This window comes from Cupriavidus sp. 05L310, from assembly GCF_056398185.1.
This window is the reverse complement of the sequence record NZ_JBFTOX010000060.1, coordinates 21,908-43,191: the sequence shown is the minus strand read 5'-3', so window position 1 is coordinate 43,191 and position 21,284 is coordinate 21,908. Positions and strand designations below refer to the sequence as shown.

Genomic DNA, 21,284 nt, shown 5'->3' with positions numbered 1-21,284 from the left:
CACCCGCCGGAGCGGGTGCTGAAGCTATTGGCGACGCGACTCGGCCTCATCCAGAAAGACCTTGAGCGCCGCCTTTTCCATCAACTGCAGATCGGCGAACAGGGCCGCCAGACGCTTGCGTCGATATCGCTTTTTGCTCATGACGCTGTCGACGCCCGGATAGTTGAGGCCGGTGCGCACCACGCCGGCCATCGTGCCCACGTAGTTCCACTGCGTATCCACGTCGAAGAAGAGGAACAGCGACTCCTCGTTGTCGGCGTAGTAGAAGAAATCCTCACCGGTTGGCCGCGCGCGCACCGCATCGAGCACGTCATCGGGTGCGCCGAGTGCCGCCAGCGCGTCGGCCACGTCGGCGCCGGCCTCGAAGTCATCCTCCCGAAAGCCGGCCCAATGGCGCGCGGCCTCAATCAGTTTTTTGCGCGCGCCGTGACGATGTTGTCCCAGAACGCCTGCTGCACGGCTGCCGCCGCCGGCGGGATGCTGAGCAGGAATGCCTTGTTGTCCTCGTTGAACTCGGCGACCGTGCCGTCATCGGCAACCAGTTCTTTCCAGCCCACCAGCACCTCGCGCGCGATCCAGATCGGATCGTTCGCGCCCTCCACAATCCAGCGGGATTTGAGGGCTTCCAGCTCTTCCACCGTGTAGCGGGTGAAGACGGCCAGGAACTGCGATTTTTCGAGAATGCCCTTCTCGTTGAGGACCTCGACGTTGACGCGCGCGCCGAAGGTGGGTTTCATTGCCAGCTTGAATGCCATGGGGATCTCCTGAAAATGCAAAAGGCCCGCACAGTGGCGGGCCTTGTTGGGTTTTGGTTGGCGCGACCAGGTCGCTTACTTGACGGTGATCACCAGCTCGTCGTTGCCGGCCGACGGGAGAACGATGAGGTTAGAGGTCACCATCGCCACGCCATCCTGGTCGGTATAGGCAAGATTCGACAGCTGCACCTGCGGCGCATCGAACTTGATGATATTGCCGGCCACCGTGCCGTGCGTGATCGACAGCGCGCCGGTCAGGGCATCACGCACAGTCGACCACCAGTCTTTCGCCGCGACGGTGCTGAGCTCCATGTTGATGCTGCCCGCCACCTGGCGATCGGTCTGCGCCACGCCTTCGTAACCAATCAGCGAGCGCCAGACCAGGGTATTGGCCAGGTCCATCTGCAGTGCCTGCAGCGGGCCGGTGTAGCCCTGAATCGACCAGGTCGCCGTGTTGGTCTTGTTGACCAGAACCGGGCGCTTGAACTTGGTGTAGTCGACGCCCGCCGGGTTGGCAGTATCGGTCACCGGGTTGAAGGCGCCCAGGAACTTGAAACGCATCACCGGAATGCCCTTGCTGGTGATGTCGAACGACACCGTGCCCATGCAGCCGAGCAGCTTGTGCATCACCCCGTCGATGTACGCATAGATCGACACCGTTTCATTGCCGCCGGTGATCGGCGCATATTTGACGTCGGTGGCCGCGGTGACCGTCTCCGCCATGCCGCAGGCTCGCATCAGCGGCCCCCAGGCGGGCGCGGTACCGGCCGCGCCGGAGCCGGCGAGCTCCACCTCGAAGTCCAACTCGCTGTGGATGCCGGCCGGCAGCTGGTCGCTGTTGCCGAAATAGGCGCGGATCAGGTTGCGCGGCACATTCTCGGCCACCAGCGGCTGGATGTTGACCGACCGCACCAGGATGGCATTGGCGGCGCCGGTGGGAATCGCATCCGTGCCGGATGTGGTCTCGATTTTCGCCAGCAGCACGGTCTTACGATTTAGCTTTGGCATTACGCTTGCTCCTCGGGTTGATCACCGGGCTGGACTGCCGGCGCGGGAGACGCTGCAGTTGCTGCAGCATCAGCCGCGGGCCCGGAGATCGGGCGGCGCTTGCCGGTGATCGGATCAAATTCGAACGAGCCAGCCACGCCGGCGTATTCGTCGGTGGCAAGCACGCTTGCCGAATCGGGGAGCGTGGAGGCTGCAGCAGCCTCCGCCATCACCCCGGCCACCAGCGCGGTGGCTCTCGATGTCTTCATGTGGATCTCCTATGCACTCAGGCTGTCGCGGCTGGTGCGGTAGAAAAGGTCATAGTGGACGGTGCGGGCGCCGACGATGCCGCCGAGGTTGTCGTAACTCGGGGCGTCCGTGCCGAGCTCGCCGATGTCGATCAGGGCGGGATCCGTGAAGGCCATCACCACCGGGTGGACCAACGCCAGCGTGGCCTCGGAAATCGAATCCGGGTCGGCATCCCGCGACACCACTGTAATGAGCAGCTCGGCGTGGCGATCGATCTCAGCGGTGGACTCGGCGCCCATCTGTTCCTGGCCGTGGTGGACCACCAGGACGCGCTTGGTGGTGCGCATGTCCAGCGCGGCGAACAGGGAGCGCGAGAACACCAGGCCGAGCCCCTGCAGCGTAGGCGCGGCCTGCAGCACCTGCAGCACGCCTTGTGCCATTGCCTCTCGTTTGGTCGTCATGTCGGTACCGGGTTAAGGTCGATCCGCACAAATGCCCCATCGCCATGCTTGGCGGGCAGGCCGACCGGGTTATAGGCGCCGGCGCTGTTGCCTTCGGTCACCACCACTACGTCCGCAGCGGTCAGGACACCAAACACGTCCGCACGGCCAAGCAGCTGCACGCCAGCGCCACGCGAGAGGCCGTTCAGCGTCTCGCCGGGCACCTGGCTGAGCAGCGCCAACTGGGAAATGCCCCGGCTGGCCACTGTCACCAGGTCGCCGAAGTCCTCGACAAAGATGTCGAGATCCTCACCGGGCAACATCAGGCAGCCGGAGGGGTGGGATCGCCACCGGCGCCACCGGCGCCGCCGTCACCCTCGGGCCCCTTGCCGCCAGCGTCCTCATTCTTCTTGCGCCCCACGTCCTCGACCGCGCCGGCGGCTACCAGCACGGCGCCCTGCTCGTCGCTGACATCGAACACCGAGCCGGTCTCCTGCAGCTTCTTGCCGGTATTGACCGGCCAGTTTGCTTTGACTTTCATGGAATCCTCGAATGCAAACGGCCCGCTCATGGCGGGCCGCTGGGGTTATGTGTGCGACGCCAGGCTTAGGCGATCACGTTCTGGAAGAAGTACGACAGATCCGGCGCAGTCACCAGCTCCTGTACCCGCTCGCCGGCGCGCACCTTGTAGGCGCCCTCGAGACCACCGAAGTCCTTGCCGAAATCCGCATCGGCGATGCGATCGCCGAACTGCGCGGTGAAGCCCCAGGTGGTCGACCGGGTGCTGTCCGAGGGGATCTCGCGGTAGGTGAAAGCGGCATGCTTGCCCCAGGTGCGCTGCAGGGCCATGGCCTGGCCGCGGCGAGCCGTGTTGACGAATGCCTCGCCCACCTGGATCTCCTCGAGCTCCAGCGCGTTGGCCAGCTGCTGCCGCGTGACACCGCCGGACGTGCCGCCCTTGCCGTTGACGTAGTCGATCACCTTGGGATGCAGGATCAGCTTGGTCCAAACCGCGCGACCGACCGTCATAACGTTCGGCCGCATCACCGGGGAATCGAGTGCGGTCAGGATCGCGCTGATCGGGTCGGAGCTGGTGTAGTCCGACCATTGCGAGGAGCCGCTCAGCGTGACCTTGTTGACGTGGTTGGCCGGGTTGAACACCGCAGCCGCTACCCGCACCTCACGATCGAGTGTCACCAGCTTCATGGTGAATTCCGCCGCGGTGGCCAGGGGGTCGACGCCCTCCGGCGCATTCTTGACGTCATCGACCGGCACGACTTCATCCAGACCGTAGTCGTTCACGGATGCGGTCTGGATAACACCGGTGCTTTCGACCTGGTTGGGCTTCGCCTTGCGGCCCACCTTGGTGTCGGGAACGGTGAACTGGTCCGCCATGCTCTGGACCAGGTACTTGAACTCGGCCTTGCCGACCGGCACGCGCGGCATTACCGAGTCGGCGATCATCTGGCCATTGGCATAGGCGATCACGACCGACGCAATAAGCGGCTGGTTGATCGGGTACGGGGCGACTGCAGTCGTCATGTAGTACTCCTAGAAAATGCGAAGAAGGAAAGGAACAGCGGGCGGTGTTGTAGCCGGTGGCTAGCCCTGGATCTGGTTGGGGCAGACCAGCAGCGCGCCGATGTCGCCGAGCACGCCGGAGACCTCTGCGAAACCAATGGTGCGGGCATTCACGCCGACCGCCGGCGCGGCGACGATGGCACGGCCGTTGGCGTCGCTGGTGAGCGGCGCGCCGCGGGTGACTGCACCGCCGTACTCGACATCGGCGATACCGCTGCGCACGATGCTGGGGCGGTCGCCGGCGACGTAGGCAAAGCCTTCCGTCACGCCAAGCAGCGCATCGGTCGATACCGTGCCCTGCTTGACCGCACCGTCGCTGGCGCCCTGCGCCACAATGCGGAACTTGCCGATTGCACCCTCGGCGATGTGGGTTTTGATGAGACCAGGATTGCTCATGATGTAGTCCGGTGAGAAACGTTGGAGAAGGCGCCGGTCAGGCCTGCGCCGACAGCTCGTTGAATGCCTTGGTAGCGGCCGCGGCGTAACCCAGACGCTGACCGCTTGCCATGGCCGCCTGCATCAGCTCGGTCGCGCGTGCGCTGATTTCCTGCTGGGTCGGTGCCTTCTTTTCGCTGGCATCCACGTTGTTCGGCTTGGCCGGCAGCGGATTGGGCGCATCGGTCACCAGCGCCGTTGCCTGCGCCGCGAGCGCGCCACGGTGGGCGGCCAGGACCTGTGCGGCCGCCTGGTCGGGCGTGGTCTTGCCATCGGCTTTCAACGTGGCGATCAGCTTTTCGTGGCCGGCCATCGCATGGGACTCGATGCCCAGGATGCGCTCGCGCTCGGCGGTGGCGCCGGCGGCGCTGGCTTCGGTCTGGATTTGCTGCAGCAGCTCGGGCGATTGCGCCGCCAGCTCTTCGCGGGTGATGCTCATGGAGGTTCCTTTCGGAGAGGTGGGCAGATCTGCCCGGGGTTTAGAAGGGGGCACGGTGCGCGCCCCGGTCTTGCTGAACTCGCCGGCGGCGAGCCTTCCTACCAGCTGGTCGAGCGTGGCAATGCCGTCGACCAGGCCGGCATCGATGGCCTGCTGGCCAATGAAGATCCGGCCGTCCGCCATATCCGCCAGCACCTGGTCGACGCTGGCGCCGCGGTTGCCGGCCACCGCCTGCACGAACTGCGTGTACAGGTAATCGACCTGGTCCCTCATGTACGCGAGCCCTTCTTCAGAGAGCGGCGCGAAGGTGCTGGCAATGCGCTTGTACTTGCCAGAGTAGATCTCGGTGGTCTTCACGCCGCGCTGTTCCTCGGCTTTCGACACATCGCGGTGCTGGTTGACCACGCCGATAGATCCAACCTGTGTGGTGCCGTCTGCGATAAACACTGCCTGCGCGGCGCTGCCAATCCAGTACGCAGCCGATGCAATCGTGCCGTCGCCGAGTGAAACCACCGGCTTGACCGCGCCGACCTCGCGCACCACGTCGGCCAGCTGCTGGGTGCCGGCGACTGTTCCGCCCGGCGAATCGATATGCAGCAGGATCGAATTCACGCGGCTGTTGGCTGCAGCGGCCCGCAGATCGCGCGCCACCAGGTCGCTCGAGGCGCCGCCCGAGATGTCGCTGAACAGGTTGGCGCGCCGCCCGATCGTGCCCATGATGGGGATCACGGCCACGCCGTTGACGATCTCGTAATCCTGCGGCTCGCTGCCGAGCGGTCGGCCAAGACTTGCCGATACGGCCTGCAAGTCGACATGCTCGCCCAGCAAGCGCGCCTCATAGGCCGCCACGATCTCTTTCAGCTTGCCTGGCAGGATGGCCCAGGGCGCGTCAATGACGCCGAGTAGTCGATTCATCATCGTTCCTGAAATGCAAAACCCGCCTTGGCAGGCGGGTTCGCGTTATTGGTTGGCGTTGTCTGGCGGCGGATCTGCGTTGGGATCCGGTGGTGTCGGCGGCGAGGCCTCGGCGAGCAGACCATCCCGCCGGCGCGCCTCGATCTCCCTCGCCTGCTGCGCGTGGTTGTCGGCCCAGTTGCTGCCGTCATAGGCCATCGTCTCTTTGGTCAGCGTGGTGCGGCCGATCTCCAGATTTTTCGCAGAGGCCAGTGCCTCCTTCAGCGGATCCACCGCACCAGGCGCATCGCCCACCCACTGGCAACCCAACCAGGCACGCCGGATCAGCGGATTCTCGAAGTAGCCCGGTGCCGACAGCCGGCCGTTGGAGACCGCCTCATCCATCACCAGCTCGTAGATGGGCTGGCAGAAGTTGGTGGCCAGCCAGAAGCGACGCATTTTGAAGAAGCGCCAGGCGTCCAGGATGGCTGCCCGGGCCGCTGTATAGCTGGAGGTGTAGTGCTTGATGAGCAGCTCGAACGGCAGCTCCAGTGCCACACCGACCTGACGCAAGATGGACTGCACGAACGGATCAAACAGCGCGTTTGGCCGGCCCGGGTTGATCACTTCCACTTCATCGCCAGGCGCGCCGGTGATGATGGCGCCCTTTCCCAGCCGATAGTCCGGCTCGGGACCTTCATCGGCCATCAACGGCCCGTTTCCGCTCTCGGTCTTGATGAAGACCGTGAACATCCCGGATACCACCGCGGCGGCCAGCTCGGCCTCGGTGTACACGCCAAGCTGCCGCAGCGGTTCGATCACCGGCGCCAGGTAAGGTTGGCCGCGCGTCTGCCCCACCCGTCGCCGCTCGAACAGGTGCAGGACGTTGCGCCGGCCAGTGCTGGTACCGAACACTTCGCGCCGGTCCCATTTCCGATCCCGGACCGCGATCCCGCCCGGGTGCGATCGCAGAAAGTGACACGCGACGGGCGCACCGAAATCGTCCATCTCCACGCCACCCGCCAGCTTGTCGGTATCGCGCTGGCCGTCAGGATTGCAGCAACGGTCGCCCTCGATCAGCTGTAGCCGCGTGCGGTAGGCAGTACGGTGCCGCTCGAGCATTGGCGTGACACAGAACACGTCGCCGTTTTCCAGCGTCGATCGGAACGCCAGCGCCTGCATCTCATAGAAGGTCTGCGTCAGCGTGATGTCGCATTCCTTGCTGTCCGCGAACAACGAGAACTCAAGCTGCGCCTGCTGCTGCCAGGCGGCTGCCTGCTCCTCGGTCAGCCCCAGCACCTTGGCATCAAGGGTCGGCTGCGGCGCGAGGCCGGTACCGACCACGTTGGTCACCACCGTGTTGATGGCGCCGACCGCCAGCGGATTGTTGCGCGCCAGGTCGCGGCTGCGGTTGCGCAGTTCGCCCAGCGCCGGGAGCAGATCCGCGTCGGCCGAGCCCCCGAAGGCGAACCAGTTGCGCAGCGAGCGCTTGGTGCGCGACGCGCCCTCATAGGCGCCCGAGTAGGCCTGCGCCGTGCGGGCCTGCGCGCGCCGATTGCCAGCGGCCGGGTTGAAATAGTTGACCAGGCGGTCGGGCAGCGTCAACTTGCTGGCAAGCACGGCGCCGAGCTTGGCGTCCTTCATTCCGCTACCCCGTAGCCAATCCGCATCCGGCGGCCGCCGTTTTTAGCGGCGCTGATCCTGGCCTCCCAATAGTCGATCTGCTTGCGGATCTCGCCCGCATCGGCCCGCGTGAGCTTGCGCCCCTCGATCTCATAGGATTGATTGCGCGCCACTGCCAGGCTGGCCGCCAGCCAGGCATCGAGCTGCGACTGTGCTTGTGCCGCTGTAATCATGGGTCATATCTCCACGCCACGTGAGACGGTGCCGTATCGGCGCCGGCGTCGCGGTGGCAGGTTGGGTGTTTCGTCGGTGGTGACCGGGCCCGGCGCCGGCCGATGTCGCGCCGGCGGTGCGTCCTGGTCGTCTTCGTCGTCTTCCGCGTCGACCTCGCGCGGTGCGGCCGCTGGTTCCGGTGTCGGCACCGGCGCGGGCGGCGCCGGCTCATCGAAAAGCCCGGCCTGCGACAGCCTCGCCTCCAGGGCAGCCCAGTCGCGCTCCTGCATCAGATGCACCTTGGCGGCGCGTGACGCATGAAGGTTGTAGACCTCCAGGTCCAGCACCTCATTGCGCTTGCCGACCTTCTTTTGCCAAACGCGAATGACGTGGCCGTTTTGCTGGCGCACCGGCGCCTTGACCTCGGCCAGCAACTGCTCGAAGTAGTCGGCGATGACGTTTTTGTAGACATGGAATCGCCCCGGCCCTTTCCCTTCCATGCCAACGCGGCCGCGCTCGCCGATCAGCAGATCCTTGGCACGGCCGACGCCAACCATGAACACCGAAACGCCGTACTTGGCCGCCTTGGTGTTCTTCTTGTTGGTGTCGATCACGGCGCTCGGCTTGCGGAAGATCTCGGCATCCGGGCTGCGTGCGCCCTTGATCGCCATGACATGCGGCACGCCGCGGCCCTGGCGGGTGCGGACATACTTGTAGACCGCATCGGAGGTGTTGCCGTCCGAGCTGTCGATCGAGGCTGCGCTGATACTGAGACCAAAGCCACGCTCATGCCGATACTTGCCAAACAGCAGCTTGTCGAGCTGGTTCCACACGTCATCGGTGATGAGCGCAGTCTGGCCATACAGGCGGTCATAGCGCACCAGCCACGTCTCTTCACCGCGGCCGTAGGCGCGCACAATCACCTCCAGGCGATCGGGCTGCACGTCGACGGACAGCATCAGCATCAGGCCACCTGCCGGCACCGTGCCCGCGTCATACGGCAGCGCGCGCTCGGCCAGCTCGTCGGCCTTGGGCTGGTCGCCCTTGAACGAATAGGCCACGCCCATCGAGCTATTGGTGAACGCCACCAGCTTGCTCTCATCACCCATCGCCAGGTGGTGGAGCGCCGTGAGCCAGTTCTCCATCAGCTTGGCCATCACCGAGCCAGGAAACGGGCTGTACAACTCGTTGATGAAGTAGCCGGCGATGCCATTGAAAGGCGCGGTGGCCATCCAGCGGCCGGCCTTCACGTTGCGGCGCTTTTCCGCATCGTTCCAGATGCCGCCGCAATGCGGGCAAACGTAGTAGGCCTTCTCCGGCACCTTCTTGCCGAAGATCGGATGCGATACGCCCTCCTCCTCCGGGCATTTGAGGTAGTCGAAGCTCAGCGCGTGCTCTTCGCCGCAATGATGGCAAGGCACCATGCCCACGCGCTTGTCGGAGAGCTCCATCTCGGCCGCGATGGTCGACGTGCCCTCGACCGTCGGCGTACCGCCGATCACGATCTTGACGCGCGAGCGGCGAAACGTCTTGGTCCGCTCCTTCGCCAGCTTGATCGAGTCGCCCTGGCCGCGCAGGTTCAGATTGCAGTCGTCCGGCTCTTCGATAAAGATGCGCGGGATCGGGCTGGACTTGACGCTGGAGGGTGAGTTCGAGCCGACCAGCTTGAGGAAGCCGCCGCGGAAGCGCTTGAACAGCATCCGCTGCTGCGACTTCCGGCTGCGCAGGTCCACTGCCCTGCGCAGCCGCGGCGTGGCGCTGACCATCGGCTCGAATTTCTCGGCCATGTATTCCTTGGCCGCGCCCTCTTTCGGGAACAGGCCCAGGATCGGCGACGGATCCAGGTCGATCCACTTGCACAGGATGTTGCCCAGCACGCCCGAGGTCCACGCGACCTGCGCCGACTTCTGGCAGCACACCTCGATCACGGTCGGATCATCGAGCGCCTCGAGCGGATTGCCCGGCCAGCAGAGGTAAGGCGTCACCTCCGGGTCATACTTGCCGGCGCGATCGGCCTCGACGCTCGACAGGAAACGGTACTTGCGCGCCCATTCCAGGGCATTCATGCGGGGCGGCAGGGCCCAGCGAGAAACGGCCATACGCAGCGTTCGCTTAACCGTCGTCCTCATCGTCTTCGTCGTCTCCGGCATCGTCAAGATGCTCAGAGTCGGGATCTCCATCATCGTCTTGGTCCAGGTTTTGGAGCTTTGCCAGGCACTCCTCTACGTAAGGCAGCACGAGCTGCTCATCGATCTCGATGTCATGCGCCTCGAACACGGCGTCTGCGACTTTGCCGGGCAGCAGCAGCATTTCCGTCTTGGCAGCTTCGACGTGGCTGCTCCAGCGGTCGACAAAGTCAGCCGCCGGCGCCAGGATCTTGAGCTTTTCGCCGATGCGCAGCTCGACCTCGATCTTTCGCGCGCGGTCCAGCTCATCCTTCGGACTGGACAGGCCTGCGCGGTGCAGTTCGCGCTGCGTGTACCAGGTGAGCACTGCCGCGGTGTCGTACTCGTTGCCGCGGCCACGCTGGCCAGCCAATCCGACCGGCATACCCTCGTCTTTCTGCCAGCGGATCAGCGTCTGCACCGCGAATCCGGTGATCTCCGCCAGCTCCTGCAGGTTCACCTTCTTGCCCATGACACCCCCAAAACTAACTAACCCTAGAGCCCCTTTCATCTAGGAAAAGAACGCGGTGCGAATGACCCCCGTGAGACGGGAGGCCGGAAGGACCCGCGTGCGCCCGGCTGCACCCCACCGGGCGCCCTGCCCTGCCTGCTGGCCGGCTACCGCGCCGTGGCCAGCGCCTGCTCCCAGGCCAGCAGCATCTCGCGCTCGAAGTTCGCGCGTGCTGTCAGCTCAGCCACCTCACTGAAGCGCAGCCGCTTCTCGTACCGGGCCTGCGTCGCGAACAGCAGCACCGGCACGATCTTCTTGTTGTTGTCGACGCGCGCATAGATGGCCTCGGGCAGGTTGTGGCCACGCGGCTTGCCCTTGAAATAGCGCTTCGCCTTGCCCGACGAATTGACCTCGGCTGCGATCCGCTTGATGGTGGCGCGCGTCAGGTTGCCGTACTGGTTCAGCTTCGCGCCGGCGCCTGGCAGCGCAATGCCCTTGCCGAACAGCTTCTCGAACGTCTTGAGATCGCGCTGGCCACCCTCGACCTCGGTGCGCAGATAGCGCGCCTGGCGGTCCTTGATGAACACCGAGGATTCGAGCGAGGTCTTGCTTGCCGCGCTGGTGCCCACCGCCGTGCGCGTGAACGGCACAGGATTATCGAACGCGCGCATGATCTCGCTGGTCTCAGCCCCCTGCGCCAGCTTGGCTAACCGCGTGAGCGCCACGGCCGCGGCGAACGGCATCTGCCGCTGCTGTCTGCCGAATGCCTGCACTACGCTGCTTACGTCAACGCTTACCGTCGTCATCCGTCACCCCGCTGCCGACCAGTTGCAGCCCGCAGTCATCCGGATTCTCTGCAAAGATCTGAGCGATAGGCTGCGACTTGAGGCTATCCGGCTTCCTACTGCCGGACAGCCACAGGAAGCCGCCAGGAAACTTAGGGCCGCGCCAGCGCGCCGGACGTGCGGGCAACTCTACGCCACCAACGATGATGCGTACGGCCATGTCTGACCCCCAAAAAGAACGGGCCGACACCCCACCAGTGCCGGCCCGCATGAACTCGCCCCATCAGGAGCGAGAGGAGACAACCAAACTGCTACAGCGATGCAGGCTGAGCAACGGCGCGAACGAGCGCCATGATTCCCTTCTCGATGTCGGTCTTGGCAATCGCAGCCCAGCGCGCCGGCTCCGCAGCCGACCACCGCTGGAACTCTAGGCATTCGTCGCTGCTCAGATCTTCCGCCATCCGCTTTGAGCGGTCCGCCGCCTCCGCCTTGCGGGCACCGTCAGTGGCAATCCGTATCCCCAATTCCATCTGCAGCCGGAGCAGCTCGGCGCCCTTGATCTTGATGCGGTTCATCAGGTCGATCTCTTCGCTCGATAGCTCGCGGTAGCCGGCGATGCGGCGGTGTTGGTTTTCCATGTCAGGCCTCAAAGGAGATGGGCCAGCGCACCGGCCCAACGAGAAAGGCCCGCAGGAAGGCGGGCCAAGGGGAGAGGTGTGCAGCGCGTGGCGCAGAATGCAAAAAGCCCGACCAGGTAGGGACCGGATCGGGCTTCGCTTTCACTGCACGCACTGAAACCACAGCGTAGCCGAAATCTACCCCTACCCGGTCAGGATTTCAATAGCGAGCGTTAGGGTCCCCCTTTAACCACTTGATCCATAAAAGAAAAAAGGCTCTACCTTGAAAAATGGTTTTGCGGGTTCTGTCAGGACTTCAGCAGCAGATGCAGCGGCAGCACCTTGGCCTGCGGATTCTTGAGGCAGTACTCGAGTGCGACCAGCAGCGAGTTATGCAGCCGGCGGACATGGCTCTCGCTCACGCCCAGCCGCTGTCCGATCTTCTGGCGCGTCAGTTCCTCGACGTACCAGGCCATCGCCAGCTTGCGCAGATCCAGCGGCAGCCGCCATAGCGCTTCGTGCAGCTGCTCGCACTCGGGCGGCGACATCGGAATGAACGACCGCAGCGGCATCGAGCGGATCTCCTCGAGCGTGAGGCAGCTCTCGCCGTAGCCATTGGGCGCGCCGCCGGACTTGGCCCATTTGCCCCACGAATGTAGGCGATCGACCGCCCACTCCAGCCGCTCGCGCTCGCGCTTGTCCACTCGAATCCCGACCGTCATCGCTTCACCCTCCCCCCAACGATGGTGCGCATCCGCGCGAATTCCAGCTCGGCCGCCGTGGCGTCCGATGGCATGTTCTCGGCCTCCGGGATGCCTGGAATCGGCGGCAGGTGTTCACGCACCGCCACCGACCACAGCCACTCCCAGCGCGATCGCGCCTCCGGCCAGGCCACGGCCAGCACCTGGTCGACGCCAAAGCGCACCGCCGTCCAGAACACGGAGCGCGAACTCCAGCGATCGTGCTTGACGGCCCGCATATGCAACTGCTCCACCGCCTCGGCATAGGCCAGCTCGGCGCTCCGCTCGTTCGCCGTCATTTCCGGCACTTCCGCTCGCGCATGAGCCGGAGCAGCTCGGCCGGCTTCATGCCAGGCGTGTTCTTGAGCATGGCTGCGAACGCCGCATCACGGGCCTTCTGCTCGGCCATGGTCTGACGCACGATTTCACGATCCGAGGCGATTTTCTCCGCATAAACCGTCACCCACGCATCGCCCTGCTTCTTCGCATCCCGCAACAATCGATGGAGGTAGGCCTCTGGATCTTTGACGTCTGTCGCCCGCATCGCGCCGCGTAGTTCGTCCAGAACACGCTGACCGAGCGCTTTGCTGCCGACCGAGTCCAACGCACGCTTCAGGGCACGCCGCCGGTCATCGGACAGCTTCACTGGCCATGCTCGATCATCCTGCCACTCGAACCCCTGCCCCTCTGCAAGCTGGGCCGAAGGCCCCCTCCCACCGCCTTGGATGGTCTGCTGCCGTTCCTCTGAGAGCCGCTGCGTTTCTGTGGGAGCCGTTGGGGGCGCCTGTTCGCCTCCCGCGCCGCAGGCGTGGGGGGCTAGATCAATGCCTGTCTCAGCGGCCTCAGCCTTGAGGTGGCCCTCCCCTTCGGGCTGGGGCGCCGGAGGGGTTGGGGGATTCTGCTCGCCTCCCGCGCCGCAGGCGTGGGGGGGTAGACTGATGGTTTCCCCACCGACGTCAGAGCCGCGGGGAGGGTTGGGTGGGGTATTGGTTTTATCGGACTCCAGATGTGTGCCGGCTTTCGCCACGTTACTACCCTGTGGATAAGCCCGCACCCGCTTAGCCGGCTTAGCTTTGGCAGGTGTGCCAGATGCCTTTACACCGGTGTCGGCTTTTTTTTGGTCAAGCGAAGACGTGCGGGCGAGCAGCAGACGGAACTTGAGCCGCAGCTTGGTGCCGATCGACCGCACCAGACCCACCTTCTCCAACTGGATCACCCGCCGGCGCAGTTGCTGCTCAGAGGGCTTGTAGGCCTTCACACCGGGCCGGCCGGGCAACTCGGTGTCTTCGCGCAGCGACCACCAGGACACCGCCTTAGCGGGTCCACCAACCACGCCCGTCTCGTAGTCCATGCTCCGGCGCAGCGCCGTATAGAGGTCGCGCGCCAGATGGTCCACGTTTCGCATAGCGGCCCACTCGCAGTCATCGATAAGGAACGTGCTCATGCCGCACCCCTTTGGCGAACGAGCTGCGCTGCTTCCGCCCAGAGGGCATCGAGGCCGACCTGGTAGCCACGCTCCCACGCGCTCCCGTGGGGGCTGTCCTCGCAATACGGGTTCACCGCGTTGACGCCACGCTCCCGTGCATCGGCCAAGCCGCGCTCCTCGATCACGCTAATCGGTTGAATTGGATAGTCCATGGTCTTTACGGCCGCTCGCTGGCGGTTTTACATAGAAGGTCAAAGGTCGCCATGAAGGCGTCCGGGTTGTATGCGCCAGTCTCGATACGATTGGTGGCGATGGCCACCTCGGCGCGATAGGCAGCACGGCCGCTGGCGGGCAGTTGCAGCCAGCGCTCTTTGCAGATCAGGGCCAGCGTCGACATCTGGCCGGCGCCGGCAAACACGTAGAACACGTCGCGCAGCGGCCAGAACGTCAGCAAGTGCCGTGCGAATGGATCGAGGCCTTTCCCGCCCCGCACCAGCGCGATCGCGCTGGCCTGGCGGCATGCGCACGACATGTGCACCGCATGCCGACACGTCAAGCCGGCCCAGACGCGCGTGGACTTGCAGCACGTCATGTCGGGCTCGAAGCGGATCTCCATCTTCACGCGGCTGGCACCTGGTCGAACGCGCAGAGGTCTTCCCACACGTCGCCGAGATTGGCTCGACCGTCATAGGCGATAGCAAGGCAATGCTTAAACGCTTCGTCCAGACGCAGCTGTGCCTTGTATTCCTCGCTACTCACGCTTAGCAACTTGAATTGCCGTCCGCCCCCCACCTTGATCGCAAAGACGCCGAACGGCTTACCGCCCGCCACCACGCGCTTCTTGATACGCGCGAAGAGCTTACGCAGCTCTGCCTGTGTCAACGGCTTGCGCTTCCGCGGGGATTTTGTAGGTCGGCAGCGCGCGGTAATGAACGCAGCGCCTGGCGTCATACCTTGCGCTTCCGCTTGATGAGCAGCTTGCCGAGCGTGCGCATGAGCCGGCGCTTGAAACCAACGGCTTCGCGCAGCTCACGATGGGCCTCTTGCACGGCTTCGTCGGAGGTATCGGTGGCCAGGCGCAACACGGCCTGCTGCCCCTTCGCATCCTCACGCATGAGCGCCCCGAGCGCGGCGTGGACGCAAAGCTCCGGATCACCCTCACCCACTTCGTTGCGAACGACCAGGCCGAAGGGAGCCAGCAGGCTATCGAGCACGTCGAGCCGGAGATCGGCCGGCAACGCGGCCAGGATTGACGGGATGAAGTTGGTCGGCAGCAAGGTGCTGTCTTTGGTCTCATCATCGAGCCACCGGAATACGCGCTCGCCGTTGACCTTCATGCGCTCGAAGGCATCCCGCGTGTTGGGCTCGAAGCGAATCCCCGTCACGTCGTCATAGCCGAGCCGCTCATGGACGCTGACCACCAGGTCCACCACGGTTGCCTGGCCCAGCCGATCGCGTGTGCGCCACGTGTTGACCGCCTGACGAAGCAAGCCAATCAACGTCTGAGGTTGATGCCGCATGATTTGAAATCCCCCGGTAGATACACTGCCGTCAAAAGGTAAATAGCGCCGTAGCGCGAAAACTTCTCGGGATGAAATCTGTGTTCCAACCCAAGTCAAAATTGCGTCGACTGACCCCGCTGGAGCGCCGCCACATCGCCGCCCTGCTACGCGCCACGACGCGCAGAGCCGGCCGCTCGCCCCAATCGCCCCGCCTCCTTCACACGAGCGGCGGGAAAGTACCCCTCTAGGGTGGAATGGGCGCCCCACACCGCGCCTGTGAGAATCGAGAGTTTTGTCTCACCCGTAACAACCACTGAGGAGCACATATGAAACTCGATAGCGCTGGCATCCCGTCGATAGTTGAAGTCTTGATCGCACAAAATGCGATCCTCCGCGGCCTGGCGGCGGGATTGCCCCGAGATTTGATTGACCAAGCCCAATTGGCAGCAGTCACGGAACTGACCTCGGTGGACATCGGCAACCTTTCATCCCGTGACCGGGACTCACTGCTCTCAGCGGCGGCTGTGCGCGTCGAAGACTTTTTCAAAGCGCTCCGATAGAGCCGTCTTCGATCGGCTCTTTTTCTCTGCGCTTGCCAGATTCGCCCGGGCTTGAACAGCTAGGGGTGTTACCGGTCTCCCTGGATCACGGTGCCCCCAGATGAAATTGCGGGCATAGATCTCCTCGTGCTCCAGGTGGACCAGAGCGGGCCGGATTAGCCAGAACACGAGGCGGGCGTAGAGGGACTTGATTGAAGCGAGCAACACGATCGATCCTCCAAAAAATAGCAACCGGAAAGGGGCAAATATGGCAAAACAGAAAACAATCACCGTGGGCGAACTCAGGCACGATCTGACCGCCCTACTCAGTTACCCCGACGACACGGAGGTCTCTTTCGGGGCGGGGGATCTGAGCTACTACCGGTTGAAGAATCGTCTATACCGGTCGGAAACAAGCGGCATCCCCCGCTCGGTGCAGGTCGAGTTCAACGAGATCTATGAGGTAACGCTGGACCCGGATGTGGAGGGCTGATCTCCGAACCCAATATTGCGGAAATCCCGGGGGACCGGGGTGCCGGTTGCCAAGCAGCTGACGAGGACACTCAGTGACTCACTGGTACGGCAGCTGTAGATCTCGATCGGCAAGCTAGGCGCCCCCGGTGAGAGGAGCTTGACACCGTACCCACTGGCCAAGACGTCGATGACGATCTTGCAGCCGTCACGCGGGAAATCGTCCGTCGCATAGATGGGATGAGGAGTTTTCACAGGCACGATGCTGTCCTCACATGGCGCAGACAATGAGACTTGATTGAAACGACCAACACGATGGAACCTCCACATATAAGCAACATCATCAAAGACCCGCAAAGCGGGATCACGTACAACGTCTGCGCCTACCGCACGCTCTCACGCGCCGAAATGGTGTTAGCCGTACAGGTCTTCACCCAGCAAAGCCGCGGGCGAAGACCGAAGCGTGGAACGCTGGTCACCATCATTTCCACAATCGGCTTCAATGGTGAGTAGTCGCGCAAGTTCTGCCGTCCACTCAGGCGAAAGTTCAATGCTTGCCGCCTTTGCCCCCTCGAACACGGTCAGGGTCCTGGTGCCATTGGGGTTCCATGCCACCGCAAAGGTGAACATTGACTGCATTGCCGGCTGGCGCCCTGTGAACCGCTGCACCAGGCGCGAACAGAGGGACTTGATCATGGGTGATTCGCTCCTGAAGAAAGTTGCGTCGCAAGGTCTAAACTGACTTGCATCGCGTTGGCTTCGTTTGGATCGCCGCCCAAGAGCACTGCGGAAAGGTGTTTTCGCGCAAGCGCAGCCACGACGCGGTCGGCGAGCCGCTTCGGTAGAACAGCCGGCCATTGCGAATACGCTTGCGGCGAAATGCCGATGGCTTCTGCGGCCGCAGTGATGGTCCCTCCGAGGAGGGTTGTAGCCCTGGACTTTTCCATGAGGAGCATTAAAGCATTCTTTACAGAACGAAGCAACCATGCTTTAGAGGTCTGTAAGTATGCTTTCACCATGACAACCTACGGCCAACGACTTGAGGAAGCCCTTGCAATCGCAGGCAAGGACAGGCAGCAACTGTCCGACGAGATCGGGATCAGCGTGCAAGCAATTTCCCAGGTGATCCTCGGAAAAACCAAGGCCCTGACTGCGGAGAATTCGGCCCTCGCCGCGAAATTCGCCGGCGTGGATGGCTTTTGGCTTGCCACGGGCGTCGGCTCGCCCCTGATGCAAGCCGGAAACGATCATCCTTGGCCATTTGCCATCAGTCGTGAAGAATATGACCGCCTGAGCGCCGCGCAGAAGGCCGGCCTAGACAGAATCCTTACTGAATTCATCCGATCCAGTCTTGAGGGCCGTGACGAATGGGGGAGCCCTAAACCAGAGGGCATCGTCAGCACGGCCCCATTAATGCGCCGGTCCCGCGAAGGCTAGTGCGTCTGCGCTGCACTGGCGAACCCCGATACAGCCCGCTTTTCGCGGGCTTTTTTGTGGCCAGATTGCCCTCGCTAGTCCCGCCCCTGCAGGCCTCAGCCTCCGTTATCCCCACGGATCGGGGTTAGTCAATCGCCTTACAAAAATATATCGGTAGCTCCTTTGTAACGCCGAAATCACTTCGGCATTAATCCGGGGAGCTATATGACAGTGGTTGTTAACCTATGCGCCTACCGCAAGCGGAGGCGAAGCGAGCAACGGCAACCCGTGCGCACTACCGCCGGCGACACCATCCTCATTCGCCGTATGGTGAATGGCGAACATGCGTACTTCCTAAGTGGGGTATTTCGAAGCTCCCGACGGCTGACGGCCCAAGTCATGACAAAGGTTCTCGACAAGGTTCTTGAGGATTAGCGAGCCCGATGATTTAAAGCATGCTTGCAAGAAATAATAAAGCATGCTTTACTTCCCTCCATCGAAGACAACCGATGGAGCAGCAATGAGCCGTAACGTCCGCGTTAAATCCTGGATTGCCTACCTCGCCCTAGTAGCCGCCGCCTTCGCCGCCCACGCCTGCGCCGTTGAACGCGACGAGCAGGCCGCGCCCCGCGTCACCGCAACCCGCAGCGCGTGAGGCCGGCCATGCATCTCGAATTCCTCCGACTACGGCACTACGGCAATCAATGGATCGCCGCCCCCAATGACTGGGTCGTCATCGACGACTTCGGCACCGCGCACGATGCCATCGACCGCGGCGAGTTTGGCGGGCCGTTCAAAGGCGCGCACGCACAAAGACGCGAGCTCCTCTGGCTGGAGCACCAAGACATCGACTTCGCGCGTGCTTGCTGGGCAGCCTCGACCCCCTACACGATCAACGAGACGACCGCATTTGCGCACCCGATGGGCCTCAGCATCGAGGTCGATCTGCGCATTTGGTTCACGCTGCACCCGCGCTGGGATGAGACGACCTGGACCGCGCATGAGGCGCGCGAGGATGGTGCTCGCATCGAGATCGAGTCCTATAAGGCCAGCCATGGCAATGAATCCTCCCACGCTGTAGTCCTCGATGCGGCTGCCATCGAGGAATTCTGCTGGGCCTACATCGAACTTGAGAAGGCCCGGGAAGAAGCCAAACAAGAGTGCCAGGCGCGCAGCGCCACGGAGGCCTCGCAATGATCCGCTTCCGCATCAAGATCGACGGCCGGATTACCTATACCGGCCTGTTCCGCAGCGCATGGGACGCAATCGAGGACGCATTCAATCGCGGCGCTCGCACTGCAGTGGCGGTACCAGCATGACAGCCCGCCGGATCTCGAAGGCCGAGCTGATTGCGGAATTCCTCCGCGTGCGCGGTAGCGGCAGGCCCGAAGAACAAGTCGAGATCCCGGCGATCCGCAAAAAGCTGGCGCGTTCGCGCCGTGCCTTTCTCAAGACGCAAGCGCGGATCCCACGTCCGCGCCCCCGCTTCGATCCCACGGTCATCGACCACAAACGCCGTCAGGCAAACGACCTCGACTGAGGAGCAAAAATGAAGAAGCTGACCGCCATCCTCTCTGCTGCCTACCCCTACCTTCTAAAGCAGGAAAGCGATCGTCCCACACGACCATCGCGCCGGGCCACACACCCCAGGTACATGGGTTTCATGGTCGGTCCAAATGGACATCATCACATCGTGCTCGGATGGATAGACCCCGACGGCAATGTGCACAACGGGATAGTTCGGCCAGATGACATCTCCTCGCGCACGCTCAAAACTGCGTCAGCCCTCATCCTGGCGGGTGGCGGCGACGTAGGAAGACGACACCAAGATCGAGCCGCAATTTTTGGCGCGATCTACGAAACATATCGCCTCGAAGCTCTAGCTCACGAGGCGCTCGAGCAAAGGCAAACGACCTCGACTGAGGAGCAATCATGCTGATAGGACTCACCGGCCCGGCAGGCGCCGGCAAGGACACTGCCGCCGATTACATTGTTTCCGCCCACAAATTTGTTGCGGTCGCATTCGCGCAGACGCAATGCCCCGCGTGGGATCAGACGCTTAACGGCCTGCAGGAAGCGGGCATCGACGTGGTCGTGAAGGAGATCCGCTCGAATGTTGAGGCGGCCATCATCCGTGACCACGGCGGTTTCATCGTTCGCCTGGTCCGCACATCCGACGAACCCGGCTCACTGATAAGCGCCGCCGGTGTGCGCCTGCGGGAAGCCGACTGCGAGATCCACAACGACGGTACGCCCTTTGATCTGTATGACAAGCTCGACGCCATCATCGGCGAGGAGTCTTTCGTGGGGGCCGTGTCGTGAGCCAAGCCATCTCTCTGCGCCAACCGCGCCGCGCGCACCTGACCTCGCTGCCGTTTCTACGCAGCACCCGGCCCCTGACCTTCTCCGCCAGCCTGGTCGCATTCATCAGCGACCCCACGCCCAGTGCCTACATCAAGCTAGAGCGGACTCTCGACCTGGTCGCTATCGCGATGCAGGTCCAGCGCGGCACCGCGTACCTGGTGCAAATCCAGTCGGCACGGCGGGTGATGGTCGCCATCCTCGATCGCGTCGAGCGAATCGGCGTGCTCGCCGTGTCGACGCACGATGCGCAGACCTTGCGCGCCGCCGCCCCGCATATCGAGGCGGCCATCGGCTGCATTCGCCTCGACGCCTTCTGCTTCGCCAACGCCATCGTCCAGCACAAGACACAGCTGCAGAGCGCGCCGCGAACCCACTGATCTTATCGCCCAACCCGAGGCTCCATCCATGACCACCCCTCAAATTCTGCTCGCCATCCTCGCCGTTTCTTTAGCCATCGGCTGCGCCATTTTCCTTTATCTCATCTGGATCACACCCGAGCCCGAATGCGCTGAGATCTGCCCGGCGGAGACCTATGCGGCCGTCGCACAGGCCGCAGCAGGTATCCCAAGCCTGCCGGCAGAGTCCACCCCACGCCGCCCCTGGTTTGCCTTTCGCGACCTGGAAAACCTCGCCGCGGACCTCATGCAACCCACCGGCACACGCGGCGAATACGGCTACTGCAGCCACCCGGCCCTCCCCGCATTCCCAGAGAACACGAACCACCACATGCTGCTTGAGGCCATCGGCCTTGCGGCAGCCTTCGTCTGCATGGAATCCGATTGCAAGAACGAAGCCCTGATGGACCAAGTGTGGGACGGTGGCAGTTGCCTCGAGTGGATCCCTACCACCCCTGCCGGCGAGGGTTGGAATCTCCTGGAGATCTACTCGACGGAGGACGGTCCTTATGCACTGTTCGCGCGCCCACTATGCCGCGCTGAGCAACAAGAGCGCATGCAAATGGGCCAGTTCAACGCGTCCACAGTTGCCGGCTATCGGAATGTCCTGACTGCCCTCGCCAAGGACCTGGACGCACTTGCGGCCTTCGCTGAAGACGCCATGCACCCACCGGCAAGTTTTGCCGATCGTGCCGCACGCCGCGCCGTGAGAGCCATTACACACCTGCACAAGGAAATCGAACTGCTCAAGTCTGAGGCCTCGCAACGCACCGCCTGAAGCAGACCCACCACCTCTA

36 protein-coding genes are annotated in these 21,284 nt (G+C 63.4%); 11 read left to right on the top strand and 25 right to left on the bottom strand.

The genetic code is table 11. From position 1 onward, the window contains the following. Positions 1-24: 24 nt before the first annotated feature. The 23 genes from AC1DS6_RS33480 to AC1DS6_RS33370 all read right to left on the bottom strand — a co-directional run bounded on the left by AC1DS6_RS33480 (position 25) and on the right by AC1DS6_RS33370 (position 15,320). On the bottom strand, positions 25-348 hold the full coding sequence (locus AC1DS6_RS33480) for a DUF1799 domain-containing protein (protein ID WP_477104042.1): 324 nt from the start codon (positions 346-348) through the stop codon (positions 25-27). Positions 349-407: 59 nt separating this feature from the next. Further along, the gene (locus tag AC1DS6_RS33475) at positions 408-755 is read right to left on the bottom strand and encodes a hypothetical protein (RefSeq protein ID WP_477104041.1); all 348 of its coding nucleotides are present in this window, start codon (positions 753-755) and stop codon (positions 408-410) included. Between the two features lie 75 nt (positions 756-830). Next, the gene (locus AC1DS6_RS33470; RefSeq protein ID WP_477104040.1) at positions 831-1,763 is read right to left on the bottom strand and encodes a phage tail tube protein; all 933 of its coding nucleotides are present in this window, start codon (positions 1,761-1,763) and stop codon (positions 831-833) included. Continuing rightward, the gene (locus AC1DS6_RS33465) at positions 1,763-2,011 is read right to left on the bottom strand and encodes a hypothetical protein (protein ID WP_477104039.1); all 249 of its coding nucleotides are present in this window, start codon (positions 2,009-2,011) and stop codon (positions 1,763-1,765) included. Before AC1DS6_RS33465 ends, AC1DS6_RS33470 begins: the two co-directional genes overlap by 1 nt. 9 nt (positions 2,012-2,020) lie before the next feature. Next, positions 2,021-2,452, bottom strand: a complete 432-nt coding sequence (locus tag AC1DS6_RS33460) for a hypothetical protein (protein WP_477104038.1) — start codon at positions 2,450-2,452, stop codon at positions 2,021-2,023. After that, the gene (locus AC1DS6_RS33455) at positions 2,449-2,754 is read right to left on the bottom strand and encodes a hypothetical protein (protein WP_477104037.1); all 306 of its coding nucleotides are present in this window, start codon (positions 2,752-2,754) and stop codon (positions 2,449-2,451) included. The genes AC1DS6_RS33460 and AC1DS6_RS33455 overlap by 4 nt, the downstream gene beginning before the upstream one ends. Continuing rightward, entirely contained in the window at positions 2,754-2,972 is a 219-nt protein-coding gene (locus AC1DS6_RS33450; protein ID WP_477104036.1) for a hypothetical protein, read from the bottom strand. The genes AC1DS6_RS33455 and AC1DS6_RS33450 overlap by 1 nt, the downstream gene beginning before the upstream one ends. Before the next feature lie 65 nt (positions 2,973-3,037). Then, entirely contained in the window at positions 3,038-3,973 is a 936-nt protein-coding gene (locus AC1DS6_RS33445) for a hypothetical protein (RefSeq protein ID WP_477104035.1), read from the bottom strand. Positions 3,974-4,033: 60 nt separating this feature from the next. Next, positions 4,034-4,408 (bottom strand): DUF2190 domain-containing protein, encoded by a 375-nt coding sequence (locus tag AC1DS6_RS33440; RefSeq protein ID WP_477104034.1) that lies wholly within the window; start codon positions 4,406-4,408, stop codon positions 4,034-4,036. 37 nt (positions 4,409-4,445) lie between these two features. Next, positions 4,446-5,801 carry a S49 family peptidase gene (locus AC1DS6_RS33435; protein ID WP_477104033.1) on the bottom strand — a complete coding sequence of 452 codons (1,356 nt, stop codon included), beginning with the start codon at positions 5,799-5,801 and terminating at the stop codon, positions 4,446-4,448. Positions 5,802-5,846: 45 nt separating this feature from the next. Next, positions 5,847-7,424, bottom strand: coding sequence for a phage portal protein (locus AC1DS6_RS33430; RefSeq protein WP_477104032.1), 1,578 nt, complete (start codon positions 7,422-7,424; stop codon positions 5,847-5,849). Next, entirely contained in the window at positions 7,421-7,636 is a 216-nt protein-coding gene (locus AC1DS6_RS33425; protein ID WP_477104031.1) for a DUF6148 family protein, read from the bottom strand. Before AC1DS6_RS33425 ends, AC1DS6_RS33430 begins: the two co-directional genes overlap by 4 nt. 3 nt (positions 7,637-7,639) lie before the next feature. Next, the gene (locus AC1DS6_RS33420; RefSeq protein WP_477104030.1) at positions 7,640-9,682 is read right to left on the bottom strand and encodes a phage terminase large subunit family protein; all 2,043 of its coding nucleotides are present in this window, start codon (positions 9,680-9,682) and stop codon (positions 7,640-7,642) included. Positions 9,683-9,728: 46 nt separating this feature from the next. Next, positions 9,729-10,253: a terminase small subunit gene (locus tag AC1DS6_RS33415; protein WP_477104029.1), complete on the bottom strand. Its 525-nt coding sequence runs from the start codon at positions 10,251-10,253 to the stop codon at positions 9,729-9,731. Between the two features lie 146 nt (positions 10,254-10,399). Beyond that, a complete protein-coding gene (locus AC1DS6_RS33410; protein WP_477104028.1) occupies positions 10,400-10,975 on the bottom strand; it encodes a hypothetical protein in 576 nt (191 codons plus the stop codon). Positions 10,976-11,018: 43 nt separating this feature from the next. Further along, positions 11,019-11,237: a hypothetical protein gene (locus AC1DS6_RS33405; RefSeq protein WP_477104027.1), complete on the bottom strand. Its 219-nt coding sequence runs from the start codon at positions 11,235-11,237 to the stop codon at positions 11,019-11,021. Between the two features lie 91 nt (positions 11,238-11,328). Then, positions 11,329-11,655, bottom strand: a complete 327-nt coding sequence (locus AC1DS6_RS33400) for an Acb2/Tad1 domain-containing protein (protein WP_477104026.1) — start codon at positions 11,653-11,655, stop codon at positions 11,329-11,331. 287 nt (positions 11,656-11,942) lie between these two features. Then, on the bottom strand, positions 11,943-12,356 hold the full coding sequence (locus AC1DS6_RS33395) for a sigma factor-like helix-turn-helix DNA-binding protein (RefSeq protein WP_477104025.1): 414 nt from the start codon (positions 12,354-12,356) through the stop codon (positions 11,943-11,945). Then, complete coding sequence (locus AC1DS6_RS33390) at positions 12,353-12,673, bottom strand: hypothetical protein (protein ID WP_477104024.1); 321 nt, start codon at positions 12,671-12,673, stop codon at positions 12,353-12,355. The genes AC1DS6_RS33395 and AC1DS6_RS33390 overlap by 4 nt, the downstream gene beginning before the upstream one ends. Further along, positions 12,670-13,818, bottom strand: a complete 1,149-nt coding sequence (locus AC1DS6_RS33385) for a hypothetical protein (protein ID WP_477104023.1) — start codon at positions 13,816-13,818, stop codon at positions 12,670-12,672. The genes AC1DS6_RS33390 and AC1DS6_RS33385 overlap by 4 nt, the downstream gene beginning before the upstream one ends. Positions 13,819-14,017: 199 nt before the next feature. Continuing rightward, positions 14,018-14,422, bottom strand: a complete 405-nt coding sequence (locus AC1DS6_RS33380) for a hypothetical protein (RefSeq protein ID WP_477104022.1) — start codon at positions 14,420-14,422, stop codon at positions 14,018-14,020. Further along, a complete protein-coding gene (locus AC1DS6_RS33375) occupies positions 14,419-14,751 on the bottom strand; it encodes a hypothetical protein (protein ID WP_477104021.1) in 333 nt (110 codons plus the stop codon). The genes AC1DS6_RS33380 and AC1DS6_RS33375 overlap by 4 nt, the downstream gene beginning before the upstream one ends. Continuing rightward, the gene (locus AC1DS6_RS33370) at positions 14,748-15,320 is read right to left on the bottom strand and encodes a hypothetical protein (protein ID WP_477104020.1); all 573 of its coding nucleotides are present in this window, start codon (positions 15,318-15,320) and stop codon (positions 14,748-14,750) included. Before AC1DS6_RS33370 ends, AC1DS6_RS33375 begins: the two co-directional genes overlap by 4 nt. Positions 15,321-15,628: 308 nt before the next feature. Here AC1DS6_RS33370 and AC1DS6_RS33365 point away from each other — a divergent pair, with 308 nt between their 5' ends. Both AC1DS6_RS33365 and AC1DS6_RS33360 read left to right on the top strand, forming a co-directional pair. Continuing rightward, positions 15,629-15,862 carry a hypothetical protein gene (locus tag AC1DS6_RS33365; protein ID WP_477104019.1) on the top strand — a complete coding sequence of 78 codons (234 nt, stop codon included), beginning with the start codon at positions 15,629-15,631 and terminating at the stop codon, positions 15,860-15,862. A 247-nt stretch (positions 15,863-16,109) separates the two neighbouring features. After that, the gene (locus AC1DS6_RS33360) at positions 16,110-16,334 is read left to right on the top strand and encodes a hypothetical protein (RefSeq protein ID WP_477104018.1); all 225 of its coding nucleotides are present in this window, start codon (positions 16,110-16,112) and stop codon (positions 16,332-16,334) included. Positions 16,335-16,726: 392 nt separating this feature from the next. On the opposite strand, the gene AC1DS6_RS33355 is transcribed toward AC1DS6_RS33360, so the two are convergent. Both AC1DS6_RS33355 and AC1DS6_RS33350 read right to left on the bottom strand, forming a co-directional pair. Then, the gene (locus AC1DS6_RS33355; RefSeq protein WP_477104017.1) at positions 16,727-17,008 is read right to left on the bottom strand and encodes a hypothetical protein; all 282 of its coding nucleotides are present in this window, start codon (positions 17,006-17,008) and stop codon (positions 16,727-16,729) included. Next, a complete protein-coding gene (locus AC1DS6_RS33350) occupies positions 17,005-17,268 on the bottom strand; it encodes a helix-turn-helix domain-containing protein (RefSeq protein WP_477104016.1) in 264 nt (87 codons plus the stop codon). The genes AC1DS6_RS33355 and AC1DS6_RS33350 overlap by 4 nt, the downstream gene beginning before the upstream one ends. On the opposite strand from AC1DS6_RS33350, the gene AC1DS6_RS33345 reads away from it, so the two are divergent. The 9 genes from AC1DS6_RS33345 (at position 17,258) to AC1DS6_RS33305 (ending at position 21,265) form a co-directional block, all read left to right on the top strand. Further along, complete coding sequence (locus tag AC1DS6_RS33345; RefSeq protein WP_477104015.1) at positions 17,258-17,749, top strand: helix-turn-helix domain-containing protein; 492 nt, start codon at positions 17,258-17,260, stop codon at positions 17,747-17,749. The two genes, AC1DS6_RS33350 and AC1DS6_RS33345, sit on opposite strands and share 11 nt — an antisense overlap. Positions 17,750-18,248: 499 nt before the next feature. Then, the gene (locus tag AC1DS6_RS33340) at positions 18,249-18,383 is read left to right on the top strand and encodes a hypothetical protein (protein WP_477104014.1); all 135 of its coding nucleotides are present in this window, start codon (positions 18,249-18,251) and stop codon (positions 18,381-18,383) included. 8 nt (positions 18,384-18,391) lie between these two features. Continuing rightward, the gene (locus AC1DS6_RS33335) at positions 18,392-18,925 is read left to right on the top strand and encodes a hypothetical protein (RefSeq protein ID WP_477104013.1); all 534 of its coding nucleotides are present in this window, start codon (positions 18,392-18,394) and stop codon (positions 18,923-18,925) included. Then, positions 18,922-19,047 (top strand): hypothetical protein, encoded by a 126-nt coding sequence (locus AC1DS6_RS33330; RefSeq protein ID WP_477104012.1) that lies wholly within the window; start codon positions 18,922-18,924, stop codon positions 19,045-19,047. The genes AC1DS6_RS33335 and AC1DS6_RS33330 overlap by 4 nt, the downstream gene beginning before the upstream one ends. Then, positions 19,044-19,268, top strand: a complete 225-nt coding sequence (locus AC1DS6_RS33325) for a hypothetical protein (RefSeq protein WP_477104011.1) — start codon at positions 19,044-19,046, stop codon at positions 19,266-19,268. The genes AC1DS6_RS33330 and AC1DS6_RS33325 overlap by 4 nt, the downstream gene beginning before the upstream one ends. Before the next feature lie 9 nt (positions 19,269-19,277). After that, positions 19,278-19,667 (top strand): hypothetical protein, encoded by a 390-nt coding sequence (locus tag AC1DS6_RS33320; RefSeq protein ID WP_477104010.1) that lies wholly within the window; start codon positions 19,278-19,280, stop codon positions 19,665-19,667. Then, on the top strand, positions 19,661-20,050 hold the full coding sequence (locus AC1DS6_RS33315; RefSeq protein ID WP_477104009.1) for a hypothetical protein: 390 nt from the start codon (positions 19,661-19,663) through the stop codon (positions 20,048-20,050). The genes AC1DS6_RS33320 and AC1DS6_RS33315 overlap by 7 nt, the downstream gene beginning before the upstream one ends. After that, positions 20,047-20,469, top strand: a complete 423-nt coding sequence (locus tag AC1DS6_RS33310; RefSeq protein WP_477104008.1) for a hypothetical protein — start codon at positions 20,047-20,049, stop codon at positions 20,467-20,469. Before AC1DS6_RS33315 ends, AC1DS6_RS33310 begins: the two co-directional genes overlap by 4 nt. Positions 20,470-20,497: 28 nt before the next feature. Further along, complete coding sequence (locus AC1DS6_RS33305) at positions 20,498-21,265, top strand: hypothetical protein (RefSeq protein WP_477104007.1); 768 nt, start codon at positions 20,498-20,500, stop codon at positions 21,263-21,265. Positions 21,266-21,284: the final 19 nt, after the last annotated feature.

What these genes read in the sequence shown, in the direction of transcription:
- AC1DS6_RS33475 (WP_477104041.1), bottom strand. Translation starts at nt 755, where the DNA reads ATGGCATTCAAGCTGGCAATGAAACCCACCTTCGGCGCGCGCGTCAAC.
- AC1DS6_RS33470 (WP_477104040.1), bottom strand. Translation starts at nt 1,763, where the DNA reads ATGCCAAAGCTAAATCGTAAGACCGTGCTGCTGGCGAAAATCGAGACC.
- AC1DS6_RS33465 (WP_477104039.1), bottom strand. Translation starts at nt 2,011, where the DNA reads ATGAAGACATCGAGAGCCACCGCGCTGGTGGCCGGGGTGATGGCGGAG.
- AC1DS6_RS33460 (WP_477104038.1), bottom strand. Translation starts at nt 2,452, where the DNA reads ATGACGACCAAACGAGAGGCAATGGCACAAGGCGTGCTGCAGGTGCTG.
- AC1DS6_RS33455 (WP_477104037.1), bottom strand. Translation starts at nt 2,754, where the DNA reads ATGTTGCCCGGTGAGGATCTCGACATCTTTGTCGAGGACTTCGGCGAC.
- AC1DS6_RS33450 (WP_477104036.1), bottom strand. Translation starts at nt 2,972, where the DNA reads ATGAAAGTCAAAGCAAACTGGCCGGTCAATACCGGCAAGAAGCTGCAG.
- AC1DS6_RS33445 (WP_477104035.1), bottom strand. Translation starts at nt 3,973, where the DNA reads ATGACGACTGCAGTCGCCCCGTACCCGATCAACCAGCCGCTTATTGCG.
- AC1DS6_RS33440 (WP_477104034.1), bottom strand. Translation starts at nt 4,408, where the DNA reads ATGAGCAATCCTGGTCTCATCAAAACCCACATCGCCGAGGGTGCAATC.
- AC1DS6_RS33435 (WP_477104033.1), bottom strand. Translation starts at nt 5,801, where the DNA reads ATGAATCGACTACTCGGCGTCATTGACGCGCCCTGGGCCATCCTGCCA.
- AC1DS6_RS33430 (WP_477104032.1), bottom strand. Translation starts at nt 7,424, where the DNA reads ATGAAGGACGCCAAGCTCGGCGCCGTGCTTGCCAGCAAGTTGACGCTG.
- AC1DS6_RS33425 (WP_477104031.1), bottom strand. Translation starts at nt 7,636, where the DNA reads ATGATTACAGCGGCACAAGCACAGTCGCAGCTCGATGCCTGGCTGGCG.
- AC1DS6_RS33420 (WP_477104030.1), bottom strand. Translation starts at nt 9,682, where the DNA reads ATGAATGCCCTGGAATGGGCGCGCAAGTACCGTTTCCTGTCGAGCGTC.
- AC1DS6_RS33415 (WP_477104029.1), bottom strand. Translation starts at nt 10,253, where the DNA reads ATGGGCAAGAAGGTGAACCTGCAGGAGCTGGCGGAGATCACCGGATTC.
- AC1DS6_RS33410 (WP_477104028.1), bottom strand. Translation starts at nt 10,975, where the DNA reads ATGCCGTTCGCCGCGGCCGTGGCGCTCACGCGGTTAGCCAAGCTGGCG.
- AC1DS6_RS33405 (WP_477104027.1), bottom strand. Translation starts at nt 11,237, where the DNA reads ATGGCCGTACGCATCATCGTTGGTGGCGTAGAGTTGCCCGCACGTCCG.
- AC1DS6_RS33400 (WP_477104026.1), bottom strand. Translation starts at nt 11,655, where the DNA reads ATGGAAAACCAACACCGCCGCATCGCCGGCTACCGCGAGCTATCGAGC.
- AC1DS6_RS33395 (WP_477104025.1), bottom strand. Translation starts at nt 12,356, where the DNA reads ATGACGGTCGGGATTCGAGTGGACAAGCGCGAGCGCGAGCGGCTGGAG.
- AC1DS6_RS33390 (WP_477104024.1), bottom strand. Translation starts at nt 12,673, where the DNA reads ATGACGGCGAACGAGCGGAGCGCCGAGCTGGCCTATGCCGAGGCGGTG.
- AC1DS6_RS33385 (WP_477104023.1), bottom strand. Translation starts at nt 13,818, where the DNA reads ATGAGCACGTTCCTTATCGATGACTGCGAGTGGGCCGCTATGCGAAAC.
- AC1DS6_RS33375 (WP_477104021.1), bottom strand. Translation starts at nt 14,751, where the DNA reads ATGACGCCAGGCGCTGCGTTCATTACCGCGCGCTGCCGACCTACAAAA.
- AC1DS6_RS33370 (WP_477104020.1), bottom strand. Translation starts at nt 15,320, where the DNA reads ATGCGGCATCAACCTCAGACGTTGATTGGCTTGCTTCGTCAGGCGGTC.
- AC1DS6_RS33365 (WP_477104019.1), top strand. Translation starts at nt 15,629, where the DNA reads ATGAAACTCGATAGCGCTGGCATCCCGTCGATAGTTGAAGTCTTGATC.
- AC1DS6_RS33360 (WP_477104018.1), top strand. Translation starts at nt 16,110, where the DNA reads ATGGCAAAACAGAAAACAATCACCGTGGGCGAACTCAGGCACGATCTG.
- AC1DS6_RS33355 (WP_477104017.1), bottom strand. Translation starts at nt 17,008, where the DNA reads ATGATCAAGTCCCTCTGTTCGCGCCTGGTGCAGCGGTTCACAGGGCGC.
- AC1DS6_RS33345 (WP_477104015.1), top strand. Translation starts at nt 17,258, where the DNA reads ATGAGGAGCATTAAAGCATTCTTTACAGAACGAAGCAACCATGCTTTA.
- AC1DS6_RS33350 (WP_477104016.1), bottom strand. Translation starts at nt 17,268, where the DNA reads ATGCTCCTCATGGAAAAGTCCAGGGCTACAACCCTCCTCGGAGGGACC.
- AC1DS6_RS33340 (WP_477104014.1), top strand. Translation starts at nt 18,249, where the DNA reads ATGAGCCGTAACGTCCGCGTTAAATCCTGGATTGCCTACCTCGCCCTA.
- AC1DS6_RS33335 (WP_477104013.1), top strand. Translation starts at nt 18,392, where the DNA reads ATGCATCTCGAATTCCTCCGACTACGGCACTACGGCAATCAATGGATC.
- AC1DS6_RS33330 (WP_477104012.1), top strand. Translation starts at nt 18,922, where the DNA reads ATGATCCGCTTCCGCATCAAGATCGACGGCCGGATTACCTATACCGGC.
- AC1DS6_RS33325 (WP_477104011.1), top strand. Translation starts at nt 19,044, where the DNA reads ATGACAGCCCGCCGGATCTCGAAGGCCGAGCTGATTGCGGAATTCCTC.
- AC1DS6_RS33320 (WP_477104010.1), top strand. Translation starts at nt 19,278, where the DNA reads ATGAAGAAGCTGACCGCCATCCTCTCTGCTGCCTACCCCTACCTTCTA.
- AC1DS6_RS33315 (WP_477104009.1), top strand. Translation starts at nt 19,661, where the DNA reads ATGCTGATAGGACTCACCGGCCCGGCAGGCGCCGGCAAGGACACTGCC.
- AC1DS6_RS33305 (WP_477104007.1), top strand. Translation starts at nt 20,498, where the DNA reads ATGACCACCCCTCAAATTCTGCTCGCCATCCTCGCCGTTTCTTTAGCC.